At 46.6% G+C, this 20,026-nt stretch carries 16 protein-coding genes, 1 tRNA gene and 1 pseudogene; 11 read left to right on the top strand and 7 right to left on the bottom strand.

All coding sequences use genetic code 11. From position 1 onward, the window contains the following. Positions 1 to 8: 8 nt before the first annotated feature. Genes ICN35_RS02215 through ICN35_RS02205 form a run of 3 tightly spaced genes read left to right on the top strand, consistent with a single transcriptional unit; the run spans position 9 to position 2,697 of the window. Positions 9 to 770, top strand: a complete 762-nt coding sequence (locus ICN35_RS02215) for a glycosyltransferase family 2 protein (RefSeq protein ID WP_216123932.1) — start codon at positions 9 to 11, stop codon at positions 768 to 770. Then, positions 767 to 1,546: a glycosyltransferase family 2 protein gene (locus tag ICN35_RS02210; protein ID WP_216123930.1), complete on the top strand. Its 780-nt coding sequence runs from the start codon at positions 767 to 769 to the stop codon at positions 1,544 to 1,546. Before ICN35_RS02215 ends, ICN35_RS02210 begins: the two co-directional genes overlap by 4 nt. 11 nt (positions 1,547 to 1,557) lie before the next feature. Then, the gene (locus ICN35_RS02205) at positions 1,558 to 2,697 is read left to right on the top strand and encodes a glycosyltransferase family 9 protein (protein ID WP_216123928.1); all 1,140 of its coding nucleotides are present in this window, start codon (positions 1,558 to 1,560) and stop codon (positions 2,695 to 2,697) included. A gap of 3 nt (positions 2,698 to 2,700) precedes the next feature. Here the strand turns inward: ICN35_RS02205 and dnaE are convergent, their stop codons facing one another. Next, positions 2,701 to 6,315, bottom strand: coding sequence for a DNA polymerase III subunit alpha (dnaE, locus tag ICN35_RS02200; RefSeq protein ID WP_216123926.1), 3,615 nt, complete (start codon positions 6,313 to 6,315; stop codon positions 2,701 to 2,703). Between the two features lie 3 nt (positions 6,316 to 6,318). Between dnaE and gluQRS the strand changes: the two genes are divergently transcribed. After that, positions 6,319 to 7,266: a tRNA glutamyl-Q(34) synthetase GluQRS gene (gene gluQRS, locus ICN35_RS02195; protein WP_216123924.1), complete on the top strand. Its 948-nt coding sequence runs from the start codon at positions 6,319 to 6,321 to the stop codon at positions 7,264 to 7,266. On the opposite strand, the gene ICN35_RS02190 is transcribed toward gluQRS, so the two are convergent. The 3 genes from ICN35_RS02190 to ICN35_RS02180 form a co-directional block, all read right to left on the bottom strand. Next, positions 7,267 to 8,700 (bottom strand): DEAD/DEAH box helicase, encoded by a 1,434-nt coding sequence (locus ICN35_RS02190; RefSeq protein WP_216123922.1) that lies wholly within the window; start codon positions 8,698 to 8,700, stop codon positions 7,267 to 7,269. 6 nt (positions 8,701 to 8,706) lie between these two features. Further along, entirely contained in the window at positions 8,707 to 9,111 is a 405-nt protein-coding gene (locus tag ICN35_RS02185) for a heme-binding protein (protein WP_216124244.1), read from the bottom strand. 177 nt (positions 9,112 to 9,288) lie between these two features. Next, the gene (locus ICN35_RS02180) at positions 9,289 to 10,473 is read right to left on the bottom strand and encodes an alanine--glyoxylate aminotransferase family protein (RefSeq protein ID WP_216123921.1); all 1,185 of its coding nucleotides are present in this window, start codon (positions 10,471 to 10,473) and stop codon (positions 9,289 to 9,291) included. Positions 10,474 to 10,694: 221 nt separating this feature from the next. Here ICN35_RS02180 and ICN35_RS02175 point away from each other — a divergent pair, with 221 nt between their 5' ends. Further along, on the top strand, positions 10,695 to 11,381 hold the full coding sequence (locus ICN35_RS02175; RefSeq protein ID WP_216123920.1) for a GntR family transcriptional regulator: 687 nt from the start codon (positions 10,695 to 10,697) through the stop codon (positions 11,379 to 11,381). Continuing rightward, positions 11,378 to 14,449 (top strand): FAD-binding and (Fe-S)-binding domain-containing protein, encoded by a 3,072-nt coding sequence (locus ICN35_RS02170; protein WP_216123910.1) that lies wholly within the window; start codon positions 11,378 to 11,380, stop codon positions 14,447 to 14,449. Before ICN35_RS02175 ends, ICN35_RS02170 begins: the two co-directional genes overlap by 4 nt. 5 nt (positions 14,450 to 14,454) lie before the next feature. On the opposite strand, the gene ICN35_RS02165 is transcribed toward ICN35_RS02170, so the two are convergent. From ICN35_RS02165 to queG, 3 genes are read right to left on the bottom strand one after another with little or no spacing between them, the layout of a single operon-like run. Beyond that, the gene (locus ICN35_RS02165) at positions 14,455 to 14,814 is read right to left on the bottom strand and encodes an AzlD domain-containing protein (RefSeq protein ID WP_215296582.1); all 360 of its coding nucleotides are present in this window, start codon (positions 14,812 to 14,814) and stop codon (positions 14,455 to 14,457) included. Next, positions 14,814 to 15,599: an AzlC family ABC transporter permease gene (locus ICN35_RS02160; protein WP_216123908.1), complete on the bottom strand. Its 786-nt coding sequence runs from the start codon at positions 15,597 to 15,599 to the stop codon at positions 14,814 to 14,816. The genes ICN35_RS02165 and ICN35_RS02160 overlap by 1 nt, the downstream gene beginning before the upstream one ends. A 43-nt stretch (positions 15,600 to 15,642) precedes the next feature. Continuing rightward, a complete protein-coding gene (queG, locus tag ICN35_RS02155; RefSeq protein ID WP_216123905.1) occupies positions 15,643 to 16,743 on the bottom strand; it encodes a tRNA epoxyqueuosine(34) reductase QueG in 1,101 nt (366 codons plus the stop codon). Between the two features lie 42 nt (positions 16,744 to 16,785). Here queG and tsaE point away from each other — a divergent pair, with 42 nt between their 5' ends. From tsaE to ICN35_RS02130, 5 genes and pseudogenes are all read left to right on the top strand, one after another. Continuing rightward, positions 16,786 to 17,325 (top strand): tRNA (adenosine(37)-N6)-threonylcarbamoyltransferase complex ATPase subunit type 1 TsaE, encoded by a 540-nt coding sequence (gene tsaE, locus ICN35_RS02150; RefSeq protein ID WP_216123904.1) that lies wholly within the window; start codon positions 16,786 to 16,788, stop codon positions 17,323 to 17,325. Next, positions 17,326 to 18,669 (top strand): N-acetylmuramoyl-L-alanine amidase, encoded by a 1,344-nt coding sequence (locus ICN35_RS02145; protein WP_216123895.1) that lies wholly within the window; start codon positions 17,326 to 17,328, stop codon positions 18,667 to 18,669. Between the two features lie 87 nt (positions 18,670 to 18,756). Next, positions 18,757 to 18,832 (top strand) — tRNA-Lys (locus ICN35_RS02140). Positions 18,833 to 18,904: 72 nt separating this feature from the next. Next, positions 18,905 to 19,633 carry a site-specific integrase gene (locus tag ICN35_RS02135; protein ID WP_216123893.1) on the top strand — a complete coding sequence of 243 codons (729 nt, stop codon included), beginning with the start codon at positions 18,905 to 18,907 and terminating at the stop codon, positions 19,631 to 19,633. A 58-nt stretch (positions 19,634 to 19,691) separates the two neighbouring features. Continuing rightward, positions 19,692 to 19,898, top strand: a pseudogene (locus tag ICN35_RS02130) (transposase); the annotation flags it as partial. Between the last annotated feature and the right edge of the window lie 128 nt (positions 19,899 to 20,026).

Genomic DNA, 20,026 nt, shown 5'->3' with positions numbered 1-20,026 from the left:
AATGAATTATGCCCACCTTATCAGTCATACTCATCACCCGCAATGAAGCGGCCAATTTAGACGACTGTCTGGCCTCCCTGGAAGGCATTGCCCAGCAGATTGTGGTGGTCGACACCAACAGCGCTGACCGCACCCTAGAAATCGCCCAAAAGTATGGCGCGACGATTGCTCAGCCCTCGGATTGGCCCGGTTTTGGTCCCCAAAAGAACCGCGCTTTGGACTTGGCTACGGGTGACTGGGTTTTGTCTCTAGATGCCGATGAAAGACTCACCCCTGTACTCAGGTCAGAAATTGTGACAGCAGTTCACCATAGCGCCCAGATCAATTGTTTTGCCATTTCCAGACTATCTTGGTACTGCGGCCGCTTCATTCGCCACTCTGGGTGGAGCCCAGATTACGTAGACCGGCTCTTTAAGCGAGGTACTGCCCGCTTCTCAGATGACTTAGTCCATGAGCGACTCATTCCCAATGGCGCTGTCGCAAAGCTAGAAAACCCCATGCTGCACTACAGTTTCATGAACTACTCTCAGGTGCTGCAAAAACTGGATCGTTATTCCACAGCCTCTGCTGAGCAAGCGTTTGCCCAAGGCAAAACAAGTAGTCCCTTAAAAGCAGTCATACACGGCATCTGGGCATTTATACGTACTTATATTATTCGCGCTGGATTTTTGGATGGGGGTCAAGGATTTGCCTTAGCCATCTCCAATGGTCAGGGAACGTATTACCGCTACATCAAGCTCTGGCATCTCCATCAGGAAGCGCGTAAATGATTTCGATTTTGCTGGCTACATATAACTGGCCGCAAGCGCTGAAGCTCTGCCTAGAATCGCTAGCTACCCAAACAGACCATCATTTTGAAATCATCATCGCCGATGATGGGTCTACTGAGAGCACTAAACAAATCATTAACGCCTTTCAATCAACGCATTCACTTTCAATAACGCACCTTTGGCAAGAAGATCAAGGTTTTCGAAAAACCAAAATTCTCAACCAAGCGATTGAAGCAGCTAAAGGTGATTACCTCATCTTTTTGGACGGAGACTGCCTGGTTCAGCCGGATTTTGTTGCTCGCCATCGCGAGCTTGCACAAACGGGCTTTCTCGTTACTGGTAGCCGAGTCCTGCTCAATGAAAAACTAACACAAGAGTTACTAGCCACTTCCCGCTGGGACTTTAAGCTATTTATCTCCAAGCTTTTGGAGTACCGTCTCAATGGTGGTATTAATAAATACTGGCCGCTCAAAATCAAACTCGGCAATGGTTCTTGGCGCGACTATAAAAAATTTGTTTGGCGTCGTATTAAGGGTTGCAATATGGCTTGCTGGAAAACCGATGCGCAAGCAATTGATGGCTTTGACGAGACCATGACCGGCTGGGGTCACGAGGATGCTGACTTTGTATTTCGTTTACAGCGGCATCATATCAAGCGCAAATCAGGATCATGGTCTACCGAAGTATTGCATCTCTTTCATCAAATTCATGATCAGAGCAATGCTGCTGAAAATGCGCGGCGGGTGCGTGAAAAGATTTTGGCAAAGGCAATGTAAGCGATCCACATATGACCAACTTCTCCATCCTAAAGCCCAAAAAAGTATTATTCATTGCGACTCGGCAAATTGGCGATGTACTGGTCACAACACCTTTAATTAGCAAAGCACGTGAACTGTGGCCCGATGCTGAATTTCATTTTCTGGGATACAAGAGCAAACTCGATATGCTCAAGGGTAATCCAGATATTGACCAGATTATTGAAACCTCTGACCGACCTGGGTTTGGTGAATACCTCTCACTGTTTAACCAACTCTTTCAGCGTTATGACCTCGCCTTTGTGACTCAGCCAGGCGATCGTGCTTACTTATATGGCTTGGTTGCTGCATTTCATAGAGTAGGCGTTTTGGGTGGACATCCTCAAGGCAAGCAAAGTAATGCAAATAAGCAAAATGCTTGGAAAAAATTCATTTCGATGCATACCGTTGAGGTAGATTACTTTACACAGCATGTCATTGCTGAAAAACTGCGCCTTCTGGAAGTATTCTTCAGAAACCCTAGCGATTTATTTGCAAACCCGATTAATGTCACACCACCTATTGGCGAGGCTTTGACACCAGTCATTGCCAGTGAACTGACTCATGCTTATGTTGTGATTCATCCAGGCCCTCTGACAGCCTACAAACGCTGGCCTCTTGACTATTGGCAGAAGCTCATTACTCATATAGTCAATCGTGGCTTTCAGGTGGTGCTGAGCGCTTCACCAGCAAAACAAGACTTACAACTAAACCATGACATCCTATCCTTGTTAGAACCCAAGGTTCGCCAAAAGGTGATTGATACTGCGGGCAAACTATCTATCCCTCAAGCAGGATCTTTATTGCGTGCAGCTAGTTTGTATATTGGAGTAGATACTTCCATCACCCATTTAGCAGCAGCCTGCAATACGCCAACCATTGCTTTATTTGGCGCTACACCACCCACCAATTTTGGGCCATGGCCCAATGGTTTTATTGGTGCGCAACCTTATCAATTACGCGCTCGCACACAAACGGTTGGCAATATCACTATCTTGCAAGGTCCCGGGGAATGTGTACCGTGTCGTAAGGCTGGTTGTTTAGATCGCGCAGATAGCAATAGCGAATGCTTGGACCTACTAGAACCCACTCAAGTCATTGAGGTAGTAGAAAAGATCTTAGAAAGAAAATAAAGGCTAGTGGTACTGAACTTGCACAGGGTCTTTTTGTTTTGAAGTCAGCAATTGATTAAGACTATGCAAGCAGGCGTCATCCGGATAAATGCGCATCTCTTCTGGGAACTGCATTAAGCAAGCACCACCACTTGTAGTCACAGCTGCCGTCAACATCAAACCTTTTACTCCATCATTTGTATTGGGGCTTGGCACAGGCGCACCCAGCTTCGGGTCTCGGGTGCGATTGGCCATGAGGTAAGGTCCAATTTGGCTACGCAGCATTCTGATGTCTACCGCTGAATCAAGGTATACATGCACATTGCGCGCAAAGCGCATTCGCGCCCCAGTAATATCCATGACCGCCTCAGACACAATTCGCAGGCCACCAGAGAACTTATCTGGCGTCACATTTACTTTAGCAATCAGGAGCTCATCTTCTTTTAGCCAGGAACGATTGGGCTCATAGACCTCGCTATACAAAGTGACCTCTAGCGCGGCAGTACCATCGTCAATCGTCGCAATCATCATGCGGCCGCGTTGGCCTGTCAACATACGTGCCGATGTCACAATACCGGCAATCAGTTGATCTTTGCCTTCGGTAATTTTCGCTAATGGCTGACGAATGAAATGAGAGGTCTCTTCGCGGTAGGCATCAAACATATGACCAGTCAAACACAGTCCTAAAGCCGTTTTTTCTTCTTGGAGACGTTTTTTCTCAGACCAAATAGGCTCGCGTACCAGCTCAGGCTGATGTTGATGATCCTCGCCAGCAACCTCAAATAAGCTTACCTGATGAATCGAAGCTTCTGCCTGTTCAGCTGCTTCAATCGCTCTTGCCAAAGAAGCCAACAAGGTAGAGCGAATGTCATAGAGATTGCCACCAGCTGCTAGGGAATCTTTATAGAGGCTATCAAACGCACCTGCACGCATCAGTGCTTCTATGGCACGCCGATTCACTTGTCTGCGATCTACACGAGCGCAGAAATCAAACAGGTTCTTGAATGGTCCATCGGATTCGCGTGCTTTGACAATGGCTTCAATCGCTGCCTCACCAGTACCCCTAACCGCTCCTAAGCCATAACGAATATGACTGATCGGCGCATCAGGCGCAGCATCGGGTGCCCGCAAGGGCGTGAACTCATAGACACCCGTATTGATGTCGGGCGAGAACACCCGAATTTGGTTTGCCAAACAATCGTCATACAAAATCTTTACCTTATCGGTGTCATCCATCGCGAGCGATAAGTTGGCCGCCATGAATTCAGCAGGGTAATAGGCTTTGAGCCAAGCAGTTTGATAAGCTAAGAGAGCATAGGCAGCAGCATGAGATTTATTAAATCCATACCCTGCAAAACGCTCCATCAAGTCATAGATCTCGTTGGCCTTTCCTTCGGAGATGCCACCTGCTTTTGCACCATCACTAAAGATCTTGCGATGCTGTGCCATCTCTTCTGGCTTTTTCTTGCCCATAGCACGGCGGAGCATATCGGCACCACCAAGTGAGTAGCCACCGATCATCTGTGCCATCTGCATCACCTGCTCTTGATACACCATGATGCCGTAGGTTTCACGCAGAACGGGTTCAATACGCGGATCTGGATACTCTACTTTTTGACGACCGTGCTTACGCTCAATAAAGTCTGGAATCAAATCCATCGGACCAGGACGATATAGAGCCACTAACGCAATAATGTCTTCAAAGCGGTCAGGCTTAGCATCGCGCAGCATGCCTTGCATGCCGCGACTTTCTAGCTGGAATACGGCAACCGTATTTGCCCGCTTCAATACGTCGAAAGCTCGCTCATCATCGAGTTGAATATCGCTAATACTCCAATCCTTACGATCAGCATGCAGCGCTTTAATCCAGCGCTCTGCTGCTGCCAAGATAGTGAGCGTCGTAAGACCTAAGAAGTCAAACTTCACTAGGCCAATGGCTTCAACATCATCCTTATCAAATTGGCTAATCACAGAGCTACTATCTTGATCTTTGCTCTCTTGGGTATACAGCGGACAAAAATCTGTCAGTCGACCTGGGGCAATCAAAACACCACCAGCATGCATGCCAACGTTACGCGTCATACCCTCGAGTTGCTGCGCCAATGAGAGTAATTGACGGACCTCGTCTTCATTCTTTTCACGCTCGGCTAATTGCTTCTCTTCCTTTTTTGCTATTTCAATGGTCATGTATTGACCTGGCTTATTGGGGACAAGCTTCGCAATCCCGTCAACAAAGTTATAGCCCTGCTCTAAAACCCGGCCCACGTCGCGAATCGCTGCTCTGGCAGCCATCGTGCCAAAAGTCGCAATTTGGCTGACAGCATCCTTACCGTATTTATCTTTCACGTACTGAATCACACGGTCACGACCGTGCTGACAAAAGTCGATATCAAAGTCGGGCATCGATACCCGCTCTGGGTTTAAGAAACGCTCAAAGAGTAAGTTGTAACGAAGTGGATCGAGATCGGTAATGCCAAGAGAGTAAGCTACTAAGGAACCAGCACCTGAGCCACGACCTGGACCGACAGGGACGCCATTGTTTTTAGCCCAGTTAATAAAGTCTGCAACGATCAAGAAGTAACCAGGAAAGCCCATTTGAGAAATGGTCTTGACCTCAAAAACTAAGCGCTCGTGATAACGAGACATCTCCTTAACCCGTTCTTCTGGGTCTGGAAAGTTGCGCTCCATATGACGCTTGAGACCAACTTCAGATTGCGCTAAAAGATACTCATCCAACGTGATGCCTGGTGGCGTCGGAAAATCTGGCAAGCGTGGCTGACCTAGAACCAGAGATAAGTTGCAACGCTTCGCAATCTCAACTGAGTTCGCCAAAGCTGCTGGTAAATCTGCAAAGCGCTTTTCCATCTCTGCTTGCGTCAAAAAATACTGCTGATCGTTAAATTTCTTTTGACGCCGCGGGTTACCCAGCAGCTCACCCTCAGCAATACAAACGCGCGCCTCATGCGCCGTAAAGTCACTCTTTTGCATAAACTGCACTGGGTGTGTCGCTACTACTGGTAGATCTAACTCACTAGCTAAATGGCATGCCAGCTGAAGTTGCTTTTCATCTTGCGGATGACCACCGCGTTGCACTTCAATGTAAAACGATTGGGGAAAGAGTTTTTCATAACGTCTCGCCACGCTTTGAGCTTGATCTTCTTGACCTGCTAACAATGCGGCACCAAGCTCACCCATACGCGCACCTGACAGCGCAATTAATCCGTAAGAGAGTGTTCTATTGGCTTTCTTATCTTCCGCTTTTGCAGCAGGTTCACTAAACCAAGCTGAATCGACTTCAGCACGACCACGTGATTGATTATCCAAAGAGGCTCTACTGAGTAACTCACAAAGATTGAGGTAGCCAGAATGGTTTTGTACTAGTAATAACAGTCGATGAGGCTGATCGGGATCTTGGGAATTGCTCACCCAAACATCTGCGCCGGCGATCGGCTTGATACCACCAGAGCGAGCGGCTGTATAAAACCGCACTAGGCCAAATAAATTACTTAAATCGGTGAGAGCCAAGGCAGCCATTTCATCTTTGGCAGCTGCAGCTACTGCATCATCAATACGCACGACTCCATCCGTAATCGAAAACTCGGAATGAATGCGGAGATGTACAAAACGGGGTAAAGCCATGAGATGATTTTAGCTGTGTCCAAGCTCAAAAACCCTTCATCCCCAGCCGACGGCTATCGCGGGCGATTTGCCCCCTCGCCTACCGGACCACTCCATGCGGGATCGCTGGTTGCGGCCCTAGGAAGCTGGTTAGATGCCCGTAAGAATGGTGGTAAATGGCTGCTCAGAATAGAAGATCTGGATACCCCTAGATGCATCCTTGGGGCTGATCAGCTCATTCAGTCCCAATTGCTCGCATGTGGCCTTTTCTGGGATGAAGCCCCCACCTTTCAGTCAAAACATCAGGATCGCTACCAAAAAGCTTTAGAACGCCTCAATGAGCTTAAATGCCTCTATTCCTGCACCTGTTCTCGGCAAACAATTACCAATACCCTAGCGGAGCTTGGAATTCAAACACCGCGCAATCAAGAGATGGTTTATCCAGGAACGTGCAGACCAAGTCAACTAGAGAGCCATACAAGTTCTGAAATTTCAGACCTGAAGGCGGCTTGGCGAGTTGCGCTGCCCCCAAATTGCCAGATTGATTTTGAGGATTTAGCCCTCGGCACTCAAAGTCAGAATCTCAATCAACAAGTCGGGGATTTTATCCTGCGCAGAAGTGATGGTCTCTTTACTTACCAACTCGCCGTAGTCGTAGACGATGCAGAGCAAGGTATTACCCATATCGCACGTGGCGAAGATTTGCTAAGCAACACCGCTAGGCAAATATATTTACAAACTCTTTTGGGATACACAACGCCGCATTACAAACATCTCCCCTTGGTATTAGATGAACACGGCGAAAAATTGAGTAAGCAAACATTAGCAACCCAAATTAATACGCAAGATCAAACACATTCTCTTGCAGAGCTACGCAAGGCTGCAACACATTTAGGATTGGGTGGGTTACCTGATGGTGAGAGGATCACCATTGCAGAGTGGCTCTTGGCAGCCACTCATGCCTGGAGCTAATTACTTCTTTTTAAAACCGCCCAATAAGGCGCCAACTGCTGGCTTAGCGGCCACAATACCCACTTTTTTCACTTCTGGCTTTACTACATCGGATGACTGTGGTGCGGCGCTAGGCTCATAAGGCTTATAGAAAAATGGGTCTGACATTTTTGCTGGGGCACTACTACTAGTAGATGGCTTGGCATAAGCAGGAGTACCCTCAGGCAAAGGCTGGATATCTAACTTACGCTTCATTAGCTTTTCAATATCGTCTAATAAACGCTTTTCACTGGCATCTACTAAAGCAATCGCATCCCCTTTACTACCAGCACGACCTGTTCGACCGATGCGGTGAATAAAGTCTTCAGCGTTATAAGGCAACTCATGATTAATCACGCAAGGCATATCTGGAATATCCAAACCCCGCGCTGCCACATCAGTCGCCACCAACACTTCAATCGCGCCAGACTTGAATGCATCCAAAGTTAAGGTACGCTCACCCTGACTCTTATCACCATGAATCGCACCTGCTTTAATACCATCACGCTCTAAGGCCCGTGCTAACTTGGCACAACCTAAACGACTATTGGTGAAGATGATGCACTGACGCGATAAACCTTGACGCGTACGGCTTTCTAAGACTTGGACAATCGCACGCTGCTTATCACTTGCTGACACCATATGAATGACTTGCTTAACCGTGTCGGCCGCAGCATTTTGACGAGCTACCTCTACCGTTACCGGTGAACGCAAATAACTCTGCGCGAGCTTCTTAATCTCTGGTGAGAAAGTTGCCGAAAACAACAGGGTCTGTCTTTGCGCAGGAATCAAATTAATGATGCGTTGTAGATCAGGCAAGAAACCCATATCGAGCATACGATCGGCTTCATCTAGCACCAGAATCTCTACCTGGGACAAATTAGCCACTTTAGACCCAATGTGATCAAGCAAACGACCTGGTGTGGCAATCAAGATCTCAATACCGTTACGCAAGATGGCAACTTGCTCTTTCATATCCACGCCACCATAGACCACAGCAGCGCGCAGATCAGTGTGCTTCGAGTAGTTAGCAGCGTTCTCAGCTACCTGCACCGCCAACTCTCTGGTTGGAGTTAAAACTAAGGCGCGAATCGGATGACGTGCGGGTGAGGCACTATTGCTAGCATGGCGCAAAATCTTTTGAATGATTGGCAATACAAAGGCTGCTGTTTTGCCAGTACCAGTTTGTGCAGCACCCATTAAATCGCTCCCCGCTAAAACATGCGGAATTGATTGCGCTTGAATCGGAGTGGGAGTGTTATAGCCTTGTTCAGCAACCGCTTTTTGAATCAGCGGGTCTAAACCAAAATCAGCAAAAGTAATTGTTGCTGGAGGGGTAACACTAGGGTCGGCGCTAGGAACGACTAAGTCGCCAAGCCCTGTAGATGAATTTATTTCAGTAGCAGTATTGATCAAGGTAACTTACAGGATGACCGCAATGCCGGCCTTAGCGGTTTCGGCATCCTCGGTCGATTTAACGCCGGAAACGCCGACTGCGCCGATGGTAAACCCATTTACCTCGATATTAACCCCACCCTCTAACATACCCGAAATATGTGGGACAGATAAAAAAGAGGTACGACCATTATTAATAATTTCTTCGTACACGCGGCTTTCACGTTTACCCATGGCAGCAGTGCGTGCTTTTTCTTGAGCAATGTAAGCAGATACTGGTGCGCATCCGTCACGACGGGTCAAACCTAGTACATGTCCACCATCATCACAAACAGCGATCGTGACTGCCCAATTATTTTCAGCGGCATGCTTGTTGGCCGCATCCAGAATCTTTTGAGCATCCGCTTGAGTTAAATAAGGTTTAGTTGCCAACATGTTGAATCCTTTTTAAATACTATTGTCTCGAATATGTTTTATGTGATGAAAGTACCATCAATACAAGTACCTGAATTATAAAGGCTGCAGCCAGGCTCAGCCCTTTAAGTCTGACCCCGGACGATCTGCACCCTGCCTTTGCCCTATACGCAACCGAAAGGGTCTAAATGGTGGTTATTTGAGGAATTCTTGAGCAGCCACTACACCGCTAGCCTTAGGCTTAAAGCCCATAGCACCCAAGCTCATTTCAACCCCACTTAAAGCAGCCATCAAATTGAGCTCATTACAGTCACCCAAATGACCAATGCGGAATGCTTTGCCCTTAATTTTTCCAAGGCCTGTTCCTAAGGAGAGATTAAATTTCTCCAAAGCATGTTTGCGTAATTTGTCGGCATCCATACCTTCAGGTGTAGCGATACAAGTTAACACTGGAGAGTAGCAATCCTTATCCTGACATTGAATTTCGAGCCCCCAAGCATGAACAGCTTCACGACAAGCGGCAGCCAAACGCTGATGACGCGCAAAGATTGTGTCCAAACCTTCAGCCATCATCATGTCCATCGCTTCATGCAAACCGTACATTAAATTCGTGCTGGGTGTAGTTGGCCAGTAACCATTTTTATTGGACTCCAATATTTCATCCCATGCCCAATACGCTTTATGCATTTTGTTTTGCTTGCTCACTTCAATGGCTCTTACTGACAAGGCATTAAAGCCAATACCTGGAGGCAACATCAAACCTTTTTGCGAACCAGAAATAGTCACATCCGCGCCCCACTTGTCATGCTCGTAGTCTGCAGATCCAAGGCCAGAGACGCTATCAACCAACAACAAAGCGGGGTGCTTTAAGGAGTCGATCGCTTTACGTACTGCGGCGATGTTTGAAGTAACGCCAGTCGATGTTTCGTTATGCACTACGCAAACGGCTTTGATTTCATGCTGAGTGTCTTTACGCAAACGCTCTTCAATCACAGCAGCATCTACACCCCAACGCCAAGAATCTTGTCCAGATTTACCAACGACCTCGACCTTCAGACCGAGGCGTTGTCCAAGTGCGCGCCATAAATTAGCGAACTGACCAGTTTCATAAAACAAGACTGTGTCGCCAGGGTTGAGCACATTCACTAAAGCGCCTTCCCATGATCCCGTTCCGGAAGCGGAATAAATAATCACCGGCTGCTCTGTTTTGAAAATCTTCTTGATACCATCCAAAACCTTTAAGCCAAACGCACCAAACTCGGGGCCACGATGATCAATGGTTTGATAGCTAATGGCACGTAATACGCGTGGAGGCACTGGGCTTGGGCCAGGTATATGTAAAAAATGGCGTCCTGATGGGTGGTTATCAAGTTTCAACATGCTTTGTCTCGCTATGGATGGGTTTAGGTATTTAAAAGGGGGTGAATTCTAGGAACTCGTTTCAGCCGGTAGTGTATGACAAATTTTGGCAATTTTCTATTTTGTATACAATTTATTTTCATTTAATCTAAAAATAAACCTTAATTTAAGCATTTAAAGCCATAATTTATGCTTTATCATGACTTATTGATATTTTTGTATACAAATTATAGGTTCTCAATATGACGGTCGCAGAGCAGCCAAATTCCCAAAATCTGCATGAGGCAATCTTCCAAAAACTCAGATCACTCTTAGTAGAGGGAAAGATTGCACCAGGCAGCAAACTGAATGAGCGTGAATTAGCTGAAAGCCTGAATGTTTCTCGCACACCGATTCGGGAAGCGATTCGTCGCTTGGCTGCCGATGGCCTAGTAGAGTTGATCGCCAATCGTGGAGCGATCGCTGTGCAATTGAGTTTGGAAGATGTCATTCATACCTTTGATGTGATTGCCGACTTAGAGGGCTTCTCTGGAGAGCTGGCTGCAAATCATATTAATGATGCCAGCCTCTCTGAATTAGAGGCACTCCAGTATGAAATGATGGCTTCGTATGCGCGCCGTGATTTATCGAGTTATTACAAACTCAATCTACGTATCCATCATTTAATTAATCAAGCAGCGAACAACCCTGTACTCTCTCGTCTCTTTACTCAAGTAAATACTCGTATCGAGGCGCTACGCTTTCGCTCCAACCAAGACGGCGTCAAATGGGAAAAGGCAGTGGAAGAACATCAAGAGATGCTCGATGCCTTAAAAGCACGTGATAGCCAGAGAATGCGCAAGATCATGATTCAGCACGTACAGAACAAGCGTGATGTTGTCGTGCAACTTCTGAAAGCAGAAACAAGCAGCCTGGAGATGGCTAAATGAATAAGCCCTTAGACCTCAAAGAAGTCATGATTGATCAAGCGACCTTAGCAAAGCGCCTACACCAAGAAACGTCTGGCGAAGTGATGACCGATAGCGCAAGTCGTGGTCGCTACGCTACCGATGCCTCTATTTATCAAGCCATGCCAGTGGCAGTGTTTGTCCCCAAGACCGCAGAAGATATTGCTACAGCCATTCAGATTGCGGCTGAGCTTGGTGTACCAGTATTACCAAGGGGTGGTGGCACCAGTCAGTGTGGCCAGACTACTGGCGCTGCACTGGTGATTGATAATAGCAAATACTTCAGAAATGTTCTTGATCTCAATCTCAATCAAGGCTACGTGGAAGTTGAGCCAGGTATTGTGCTGGACCATCTCAATGGCTCCCTCAAGCAACATGGTCTTTGGTATCCAGTAGATGTATCCACTGCTGGGCAGGCCACGATTGGAGGCATGGCAGGTAATAACTCTTGTGGAAGCCGCTCTATTGCTTACGGCAATATGGTGCATAACGTCTTGGGTATCAATGCTTGGCTGGCGAATGGTCAAATTGCCGAGTTTGGTAATTACGCCAATAGCTCTGGTGTTGCTAAGCAGTTAGGTGACTTTGTAAAAGGTTTAGCAAACACACTTCAACCAGAGATCGAAGCTCACTTTCCGAAAGTACTCAGACGAGTCGCTGGTTACAACCTCGATATCTTTCACCCTCAAAGTGAACTACCTTATACGCAAGATGGCAGCGTGAATCTCTCACATCTTTTAGTGGGTAGCGAAGGTACGCTGGCTTACTTTAAATCTCTCAAACTCAAACTTGCACCACTACCGAAACATAAGGTGCTTGGCATTGTGAACTTTGCGAGCTTTTACAAAGCCATGGATAGTGCTCAACACATTGTGAAACTTGGACCTACTGCAGTAGAGTTAGTCGATCGCACCATGATTGATCTAGCACGCAGTAATCCCAGTTTTAAGAAGACGATTGAGACTGCACTGATTGACCATACTGCGCAAACTCCAGAAGCGATTCTGTTGGTAGAGTTTTCAGGGGAAGCGCATGCTCCCTTGCTTGAAAAAATCATGGCATTACAAGAGCTCATGGGTGACTTAGGCTTACCCGGTTCAGTGGTATCTATGCCAGACGCTTCCTTACAAAAGAATTTATGGGAGGTGCGTAAAGCGGGGCTAAATATCATGATGAGCTTAAAAGGTGATGGCAAGCCAGTGAGCTTTATTGAGGACTGCGCAGTTCCGCTAGAGAGTCTGGCAGATTACACCCAAGCCTTAACGGATGTCTTTTCTAAATATGGTTCACGCGGCACTTGGTATGCCCATGCTTCAGTTGGTACTTTGCATGTCCGACCCATTCTTGATATGCGCAGAGATGGCGCCCAAAAGATGCGTGCTGTTGCCGAAGAAGCGTCTGCCTTGGTACGTAAATACAAAGGTGCTTACAGTGGTGAACATGGCGATGGCTTGTGTCGTGGTGAATGGATCTCATGGCAATTTGGCCCCAAGATCACTGAAGCTCTTGCAGAAATCAAGCATGCCTTTGATCCTCAGGGACTATTTAATCCAGGCAAGATTATTAATCCACCAAAGATGGATGATGCGAGTAACTTTCGATTTTCGCCAAGTTATCAAGTGATTCCATTACAGCCTGCATTAGATTGGTCAGCTTGGAACGTACAAAATAATCCTGTTACTGAAGAAACTACCGCGCCCGGCACCGGTGGTGATCCCGCAATGGGTTTAGCTAAAGCAGTTGAGATGTGCAATAACAATGGCCACTGCCGTAAGTTTGATGCGGAGGTGATGTGTCCCAGTTATCGTGTGACTCGGGATGAAAAACACCTGACCCGCGGCAGAGCAAATACCTTACGCCTAGCACTCTCCAATCAACTCGATATCAAAGACGAGACTTCACCACTTGGCAGCGATGCCATTAAAGAGGTGATGGAATTGTGTGTGAGTTGCAAAGCCTGTCGTCGTGAATGCCCTACTGGCGTTGATATGGCCAAGATGAAAATTGAGTTTCTATCAGCCTATAAGAAACGGGTTGGTCATTCTTTACGTGATCTAGCAGTGGCGTATCTTCCCAAGTATGCCGGCACGATTAGCAGTATTCCACTCTTGCCAGTGATCCTCAATCTGCGCAATCGCATTGCACCGATTGCCAAGCTACAAGAATGGATCATGGGTATCTCCGCCCAAAGAAGTTTGCCAATTTGGAAAGGTAATACTTTCTGGAGTAAGCCAAAAGCAATCGCACCCTATCAATTTAGTCCTGAGGCCTTATCAAATCAACCAGGGGTAGTGCTATTAGCCGATACCTTTAATGCTTACTTCGAAGATGAAAATCTGCAGGCGGCAATAACCGTTCTTACTGCTGCTGGCTATCGTATTCATATTCCGCACAAGAGTCAGAACAAGGCTAAAAATAAAGAACAAAACACTTGCTCCAAAGAATTTTGCTGCGGCAGAACTTACCTTGCAGCTGGCATGGTGGATAAAGCCAAAGAAACACTCGGTGAACTCATCGATCATCTCGCACCCTACGCGCAAATGAATATTCCAATTATTGGTCTTGAGCCTTCTTGTCTCTTTACCTTAAAAGATGAGGCTTTGGTGATGGGTTTTGGGGAGCGAGCAGTGACCGTATCGCAGCAAGCGCAACTCTTAGAAGAGTTTTTAGCCAGCAAAGCGAAAGCAGGCAAACTCAACCTGCAACTCAAAGCCGCCAGTAAGCCGGTCCTTTTTCATGGGCATTGCCATCAGAAGTCTTTTGCAGCTGTGACACCTGCCATGGAACTACTCAAACTCATTCCTAACGCAGAGCCTCAATTAATTGAATCGTCTTGCTGCGGCATGGCCGGTAGCTTTGGCTATGAAGCCGAGCATATCGAGGTATCTAAGCAAATGGCTGAAGCGAACCTATTGCCGAGCATTCGTAAATCACCCGATAGTTGGGTAGTAGCGGATGGCACTAGTTGCCGTCATCAAATTGCAGACGGCACGCAACGTGAAGCGGTACATATCGCCAGAATATTAGCGGCACATCTTTCAGTTGAATGAAAAGCTTAGCGAATCACGCCATAACCCACCATCAGCAAGGTTCCAGTCAATAAGGCTGGAACCAAACGCTTAGAAGGTTTAGAAACCATCACGCCAATCGCTAAGGCGCAAATCAAAATCCGAATCCACAAAGGCACGGTAGCCATTAAACCCAAAGGCATGACGATCAGGCGAATCGTCAAGGCAGCAACCATGGTGTAGGTCACCGCCGCTAACCAACGAAAGATTTCGCTTTCTTGATTAATACTTTGAGAAAGCATGACACCAATCGCTCTGCAGAAATAAGTGCCAATACAGGCGCCTACTAGAGCAATCCACAAACCCCATCCCGAGAGCGCGTTTGTCATCGTATCCATTGGACTCATTACCCTACTACTCCGGCTTTCTTACGCAAGAACTTGCGATCAATAAAGTAAGCCAGAGTCCCACCTACAAGACCTGCCGTTAGTAAGCTGGTATCGCGATCAATTAAAAAGAAGATCGGGCCAAAAATACAACCCATGAAAAGAGCAATACGATTAATCCAAGGTTTGACTTCGGTAAACGTTAATAAGAAGAAGAGTGGATTAATAAAGACTAGACCCAGCGTTACAGCAGGCGGCACCATGCCAGCTAAATAGAAACCCAAGATCGTTCCAGGAATCGAAATTAACCAACAGAGTAAACCAAGGCCTACAAAATAGGCCAAGCGGTGCTTAGTCTCTATCGCATGAAACTCACGCATCGAAATTGCCCATGCCGTCATGGCCAATAAATGGACGGAAGCATATAAGCTTCGATTGCGATCCTTCTGATGAAACTGCGGAAAGAGTGTCACCGTCATCGTGATGAAGCGGGTCGAAGTTAAGGTTACTGCCAAAGCAATTGCAATGACGGATGAACCAGTGATCGCCATTTCTAGTAAGACCACCTGCCCTGGCAAGGCAAACATAAAAAATGAGGTAGAGGTGGTGAACCAAACATCAAAGCCATTGGTTTTGCCCATGGCTCCAAAACCCACCATGCCAGCAAAGAGCACCATGGCTGGTGCTCCAGCTGCATCACGCATTCCCACCCAAAATGCATCGCGAGGACTTTTAAAGCGCTCCGCTGCCGAACCCTCTAATGCAATTTCGCTAGGATCAATATAAGGTTGGTCGGCTGATGACATAGGCTAATTGTAAGAGCTAGGCTTCATTATTGTCTAAGCTTGCCTAAGGAATGGGATTGAGAGCCCACTCAATATGTTCCGCAACGAGTGCATCTGCTGATGAGAGACCTTCACTCAAGGCTTTTCGAATAGCTTTCTTGTCTGCATTAGCTACTACTGGATTGGCTAGGGCATTACCCATTGCGACCGCGAGATTACGGCGCCAGCGGCTATAACCAATGCGTCGAATCGCACTGCCTTCATGGCGCTCTTCAAACTCTACTTCAGTCCATGACCACAAATGCAAAAGACTAGCCTGTCCCAAACCATGACGCTGTGCAAAGTCTGGCAATTGTGTGCGCTTAGCAAACTTATTCCATGGACAAATCAACTGACAATCATCGCAACCATAAACGCGATTACCCATTGCTCTGCGAAACTCCATTGGAATGGCCTGAGGGTTCTCAATGGTGAGATAGGAGATACAGCGGCGTGCATCTAATTGGTATGGCGCAGTAATGGCTTGTGTTGGACAAACATCAATACACGACTGACAAGTACCACAATGTTCGTCTTGCGCTTCATCGATTGGGAGTGGTACATCGACCAAGATCTCACCCAAAAAAAAAGTAGAGCCAGATTCACGATTGAGTAAGAGCGTATGTTTTCCACGCCAACCTAAACCCGCTTTACGAGCAAGCTCCACTTCCATTAAAGGGGCTGAATCCGTAAATACACGATATCCAAAAGTGCCAATTTTTTCTTCGATAGCGTTGGCAAATTCTTGCAAGCGATGACGTAAGACTTTGTGATAGTCGCGACCTCTGGCATACATTGAGACCACTGCTTGAGAGGGATCCTCTATGCGTTGCCACTCAGCATCAAGATTAATATCGGGTGGCAGATAGTTCATGGTGACGCAAATGACGCGTACAGTACCTGGCACTAATCGCTGTGGATCAGCACGCAGATCTGCATGACGTTGCATGTATTCCATCTGGCCATGACGCCCATCTGCCAACCACTCCTGCAAACGCTCACTTGCCAAGCCCAGGTGGGTATCCGTAATGCGCAAACCATCGAATCCCAACTCCATAGCCTTTTCTCCAAGCCAAGCACGTAACTTGGACTCGTCTAGAGCAGAGGAATGGGCAGATAAAGGCATATGAATAGAGAATGTAGCGCAATAATTGAATAAACTAGAACAATGGCTCAAACCCCAGAAACACCATTAGCAATAATTAAGCAACATTGTAGGCAGGAAGCGGATACCGCCAGCCTTGCCAAACAACTTGCCGCCAGCATTACTGGTTTTATGGAGCAAAATCCACAGGGACATCTCAATATCTCCCTAGTTGGCAATTTAGGGGCAGGCAAGACCACCTTCGCACGATATTTAATTCAATCAATGGCTTATGCGGGCAAGGTCAAAAGTCCAACCTATACCTTGTGCGAGCCTTACACACTCAAAACCAATAGTGGTGAATTTACCGCGCATCATTTTGATCTCTACCGAATGCGTGATCCTCTGGAATGGCAAGAAGCTGGTTTTGGAGAATATTTTGATATTCCTGGCTTTTGTTTAATTGAGTGGCCAGAAAAAGCTGAAGGCACTCTACCACCATTCGATCTACGAATTGAATTACTCCCAGGCGTAAATGAGAATGAGAGATCAGTGACGATGACAGCACTCCTGAATGATGGCCACCATGTTCTGAATCATGTAATACAGAATTTAAGCAAGTAAATGGGTATTAAAAAAACTATTCAACAAACGAATCTTGCGCGAAGGCAGCATCTCAAAACTTCAGCGAAGTTCTTGAGCTTTGCACTGCTTTTTACAGAAGTGGAGATTGCTTGGGGCGCCAAGATATTGGGTGTGCGTGTCTGGCCATCAGAGGACTACACCCGCATTACTCTAGAATCTGATACACCATTACCTGTTAGCCAGCAAATCCTCAGCAATCCTGATCGCCTGGTAGTTGATGTGCAAGGCTTGGAGCTCAATCCCACTTTGAGAGATTTAGTAGCCAAGGTCAAGCCTAATGATCCTTATATTGCGCAAGTAAGAGTAGGTCAGTTTCAGCCAGGAGTAGTGCGCTTAGTATTCGACTTAAAAGAACCGATCAAGCCTCAACTCTTCACATTAGACCCCGTTGGTGAATACAACTACCGCATGGTCTTTGATTTGTACCCTACCACTCCACCTGATCCCTTGATGGAGTTAGTAAAAAGCAGCGCTCGTAAAGAAAGTGCTCTAGCTAAATCAAATGAAGAAGTAGATTTCATTGCGCAGTTTGCTACTAAAAAGGAGGCGCCAAAGTCGCCAGTGGCACAAGCCATACCTGAGGCTAAAGAAGCTCCGGCAGCTGCTAAGTACAAACGCCTGATCACCATTGCCATTGATCCTGGTCATGGTGGCGAAGATCCGGGTGCAATCGGCTCATTAGGTTCTAGAGAAAAGCACGTAGTACTCTCGATTGCAAAACGACTCAAAGACAAGATAGAGGGTGAAGCCTATATGCGCCCTTTTTTAACTAGAGATGGTGATTATTTTGTACCTCTGCATGTGAGAGTACAAAAAGCCAGACGAGTTGAGGCGGATCTTTTTGTTTCTATTCATGCGGATGCATTTATTCAGCCACACGCCAAAGGTGCTTCCGTATTTGCACTTTCGCAAATGGGTGCTAGTAGCTCAATGGCACGCTGGATGGCCAATAAAGAAAATGCTTCAGACTTGATTGGTGGCATCAATATCAAGACCCAAGATCGACAGGTAGCTAATCTACTCCTAGATATGTCAACCACTGCTCAGATTAAAGACTCGCTGCAGGTTGGAAACTCTATTCTGAAGCAAATTAGTGGTTTTGCGCCCTTACATAAAGGAAAGGTAGAGCAAGCCAGCTTTGCTGTTTTAAAGGCACCAGACATCCCTTCTATCTTGGTAGAAACTGCCTTTATTAGTAATCCTCAAGAAGAAGTCAGACTGAATGATGATGGCTACCAGGACCGCATTGCTGAGGCTATTCTGAAGGGGATTAAGGATTATTTTTCCAAAAATCCAGCAGTCGCCAGAAGAGCGAACTCATAAGCTACTTGTAACTACAAGGGCTTACGGGCAGACACCGCAGACCAAGGGATCGCCTACAAACTTCTTGCTATAATTTATGGCTTAACTGGGTCGGTAGCTCAGTCGGTAGAGCAGCGGACTTTTAATCCGTTGGTCGCGAGTTCGAATCTCGCCCGACCCACCAAGCTTTAAATGTGTAGCCCCTTTCGAGACGATTGGTAATAGTTCTTCAAAACTTTTATCAGGAGTTACAGAAATGGTTAAAAACACCGCACAAACGCCAATTGTGCAAAATCTAACGGTTAGCGACCTAGCTAGCCTATTCATCAATAATGTCAGCATTGCTAAAAGCTCAACGGTTTTAACCAGATTAACCTGGTTTACGACTTTTTACGGCAATCGAGTTGCGCATGAGCTCACTGGTGAAGATGTCGAGGACATACTCGTACATCTTGAAGAAGCATCACCATCAGGAAAGCAATTGGCGAACTCGACCATTAATCGATATCGATCTACTCTTCAAGCTCTTCTAACTTACGGGCGCCGTCGCCGTCTTTTTCCTAGAGGGTGGTCTAACCCAGTCAGTGATACTGAAAAGCGTCCTGAAAGCCAAGGACGAACTCGCTTCTTGTCGAAGCATGAATATGAGCAACTAATCAAAATGGCTCGTCTCTCACGGTGGAAGAAGCTTCCACTCATCATCATGCTTGCAATGACGACAGGGGCTCGCAGAGGTAACCTAGTCGAGCTATGCTGGTCTGATATAGACATAGAGCGCAGCGAAATTAAGTTAGGAAAGACTAAAAACGGAAGTCCTCATATATGCGTGATTACCGATACAGCAATGGCTGAGCTAAAACGCTTTAAGCGCGGCAAGGAAGACGAGCTGGTGTTCAATAGCGCTCGCATTCCTAATAGACCATTTTGCTTTAATAAAGCCTTTAATCAGGCTCTAAAAGATGCTGGAATTGAGGGGGTAGGGTAATCATCCCCTAGGTTAACCGGCCTTAAAGGTAGAATTTTCTCTATTAGAGGAGTTCTGCATGAAACGTTCTAAATTTACCGATAGCCAAATCATGGATGCCCTAAAAAGGGTCGATGCCGGCCTAGCAGTGCCTGATATTTGTCGTGAGCTGGCCATCAGCACGGCTACTTTTTACAAGTGGCGCTCTAAATATGGCGGTATGGACACCTCGATGATGGCTCGTATGAAAGAGCTTGAAGCTGAAAATGCCAGGCTTAAGAAGATTGACCTGTCCTGGGATTTTCAGACCAAAAGCTTTTAGAGATAATGACTCCTTCAACCTAAGGAGCAGGTATGAAGAGAGTACGGTTTTCAGACGAACAGATTGTTCGGATATTGCAAGAGGCAGATCGT

It is taken from the genome of Polynucleobacter sp. es-GGE-1 (assembly GCF_018882005.1).
Lineage (GTDB): Bacteria > Pseudomonadota > Gammaproteobacteria > Burkholderiales > Burkholderiaceae > Polynucleobacter.
The sequence above is the reverse complement of the archived record's forward strand: the minus strand, read 5'-3'. Positions and strand labels throughout refer to the sequence as shown.

What these genes read in the sequence shown, in the direction of transcription:
- ICN35_RS02215 (WP_216123932.1), top strand. Translation starts at nt 9, where the DNA reads ATGCCCACCTTATCAGTCATACTCATCACCCGCAATGAAGCGGCCAAT.
- ICN35_RS02210 (WP_216123930.1), top strand. Translation starts at nt 767, where the DNA reads ATGATTTCGATTTTGCTGGCTACATATAACTGGCCGCAAGCGCTGAAG.
- ICN35_RS02205 (WP_216123928.1), top strand. Translation starts at nt 1,558, where the DNA reads ATGACCAACTTCTCCATCCTAAAGCCCAAAAAAGTATTATTCATTGCG.
- dnaE (WP_216123926.1), bottom strand. Translation starts at nt 6,315, where the DNA reads ATGGCTTTACCCCGTTTTGTACATCTCCGCATTCATTCCGAGTTTTCG.
- gluQRS (WP_216123924.1), top strand. Translation starts at nt 6,319, where the DNA reads ATGATTTTAGCTGTGTCCAAGCTCAAAAACCCTTCATCCCCAGCCGAC.
- ICN35_RS02180 (WP_216123921.1), bottom strand. Translation starts at nt 10,473, where the DNA reads ATGTTGAAACTTGATAACCACCCATCAGGACGCCATTTTTTACATATA.
- ICN35_RS02175 (WP_216123920.1), top strand. Translation starts at nt 10,695, where the DNA reads ATGACGGTCGCAGAGCAGCCAAATTCCCAAAATCTGCATGAGGCAATC.
- ICN35_RS02170 (WP_216123910.1), top strand. Translation starts at nt 11,378, where the DNA reads ATGAATAAGCCCTTAGACCTCAAAGAAGTCATGATTGATCAAGCGACC.
- ICN35_RS02165 (WP_215296582.1), bottom strand. Translation starts at nt 14,814, where the DNA reads ATGAGTCCAATGGATACGATGACAAACGCGCTCTCGGGATGGGGTTTG.
- ICN35_RS02160 (WP_216123908.1), bottom strand. Translation starts at nt 15,599, where the DNA reads ATGTCATCAGCCGACCAACCTTATATTGATCCTAGCGAAATTGCATTA.
- queG (WP_216123905.1), bottom strand. Translation starts at nt 16,743, where the DNA reads ATGCCTTTATCTGCCCATTCCTCTGCTCTAGACGAGTCCAAGTTACGT.
- tsaE (WP_216123904.1), top strand. Translation starts at nt 16,786, where the DNA reads ATGGCTCAAACCCCAGAAACACCATTAGCAATAATTAAGCAACATTGT.
- ICN35_RS02145 (WP_216123895.1), top strand. Translation starts at nt 17,326, where the DNA reads ATGGGTATTAAAAAAACTATTCAACAAACGAATCTTGCGCGAAGGCAG.
- ICN35_RS02135 (WP_216123893.1), top strand. Translation starts at nt 18,905, where the DNA reads ATGGTTAAAAACACCGCACAAACGCCAATTGTGCAAAATCTAACGGTT.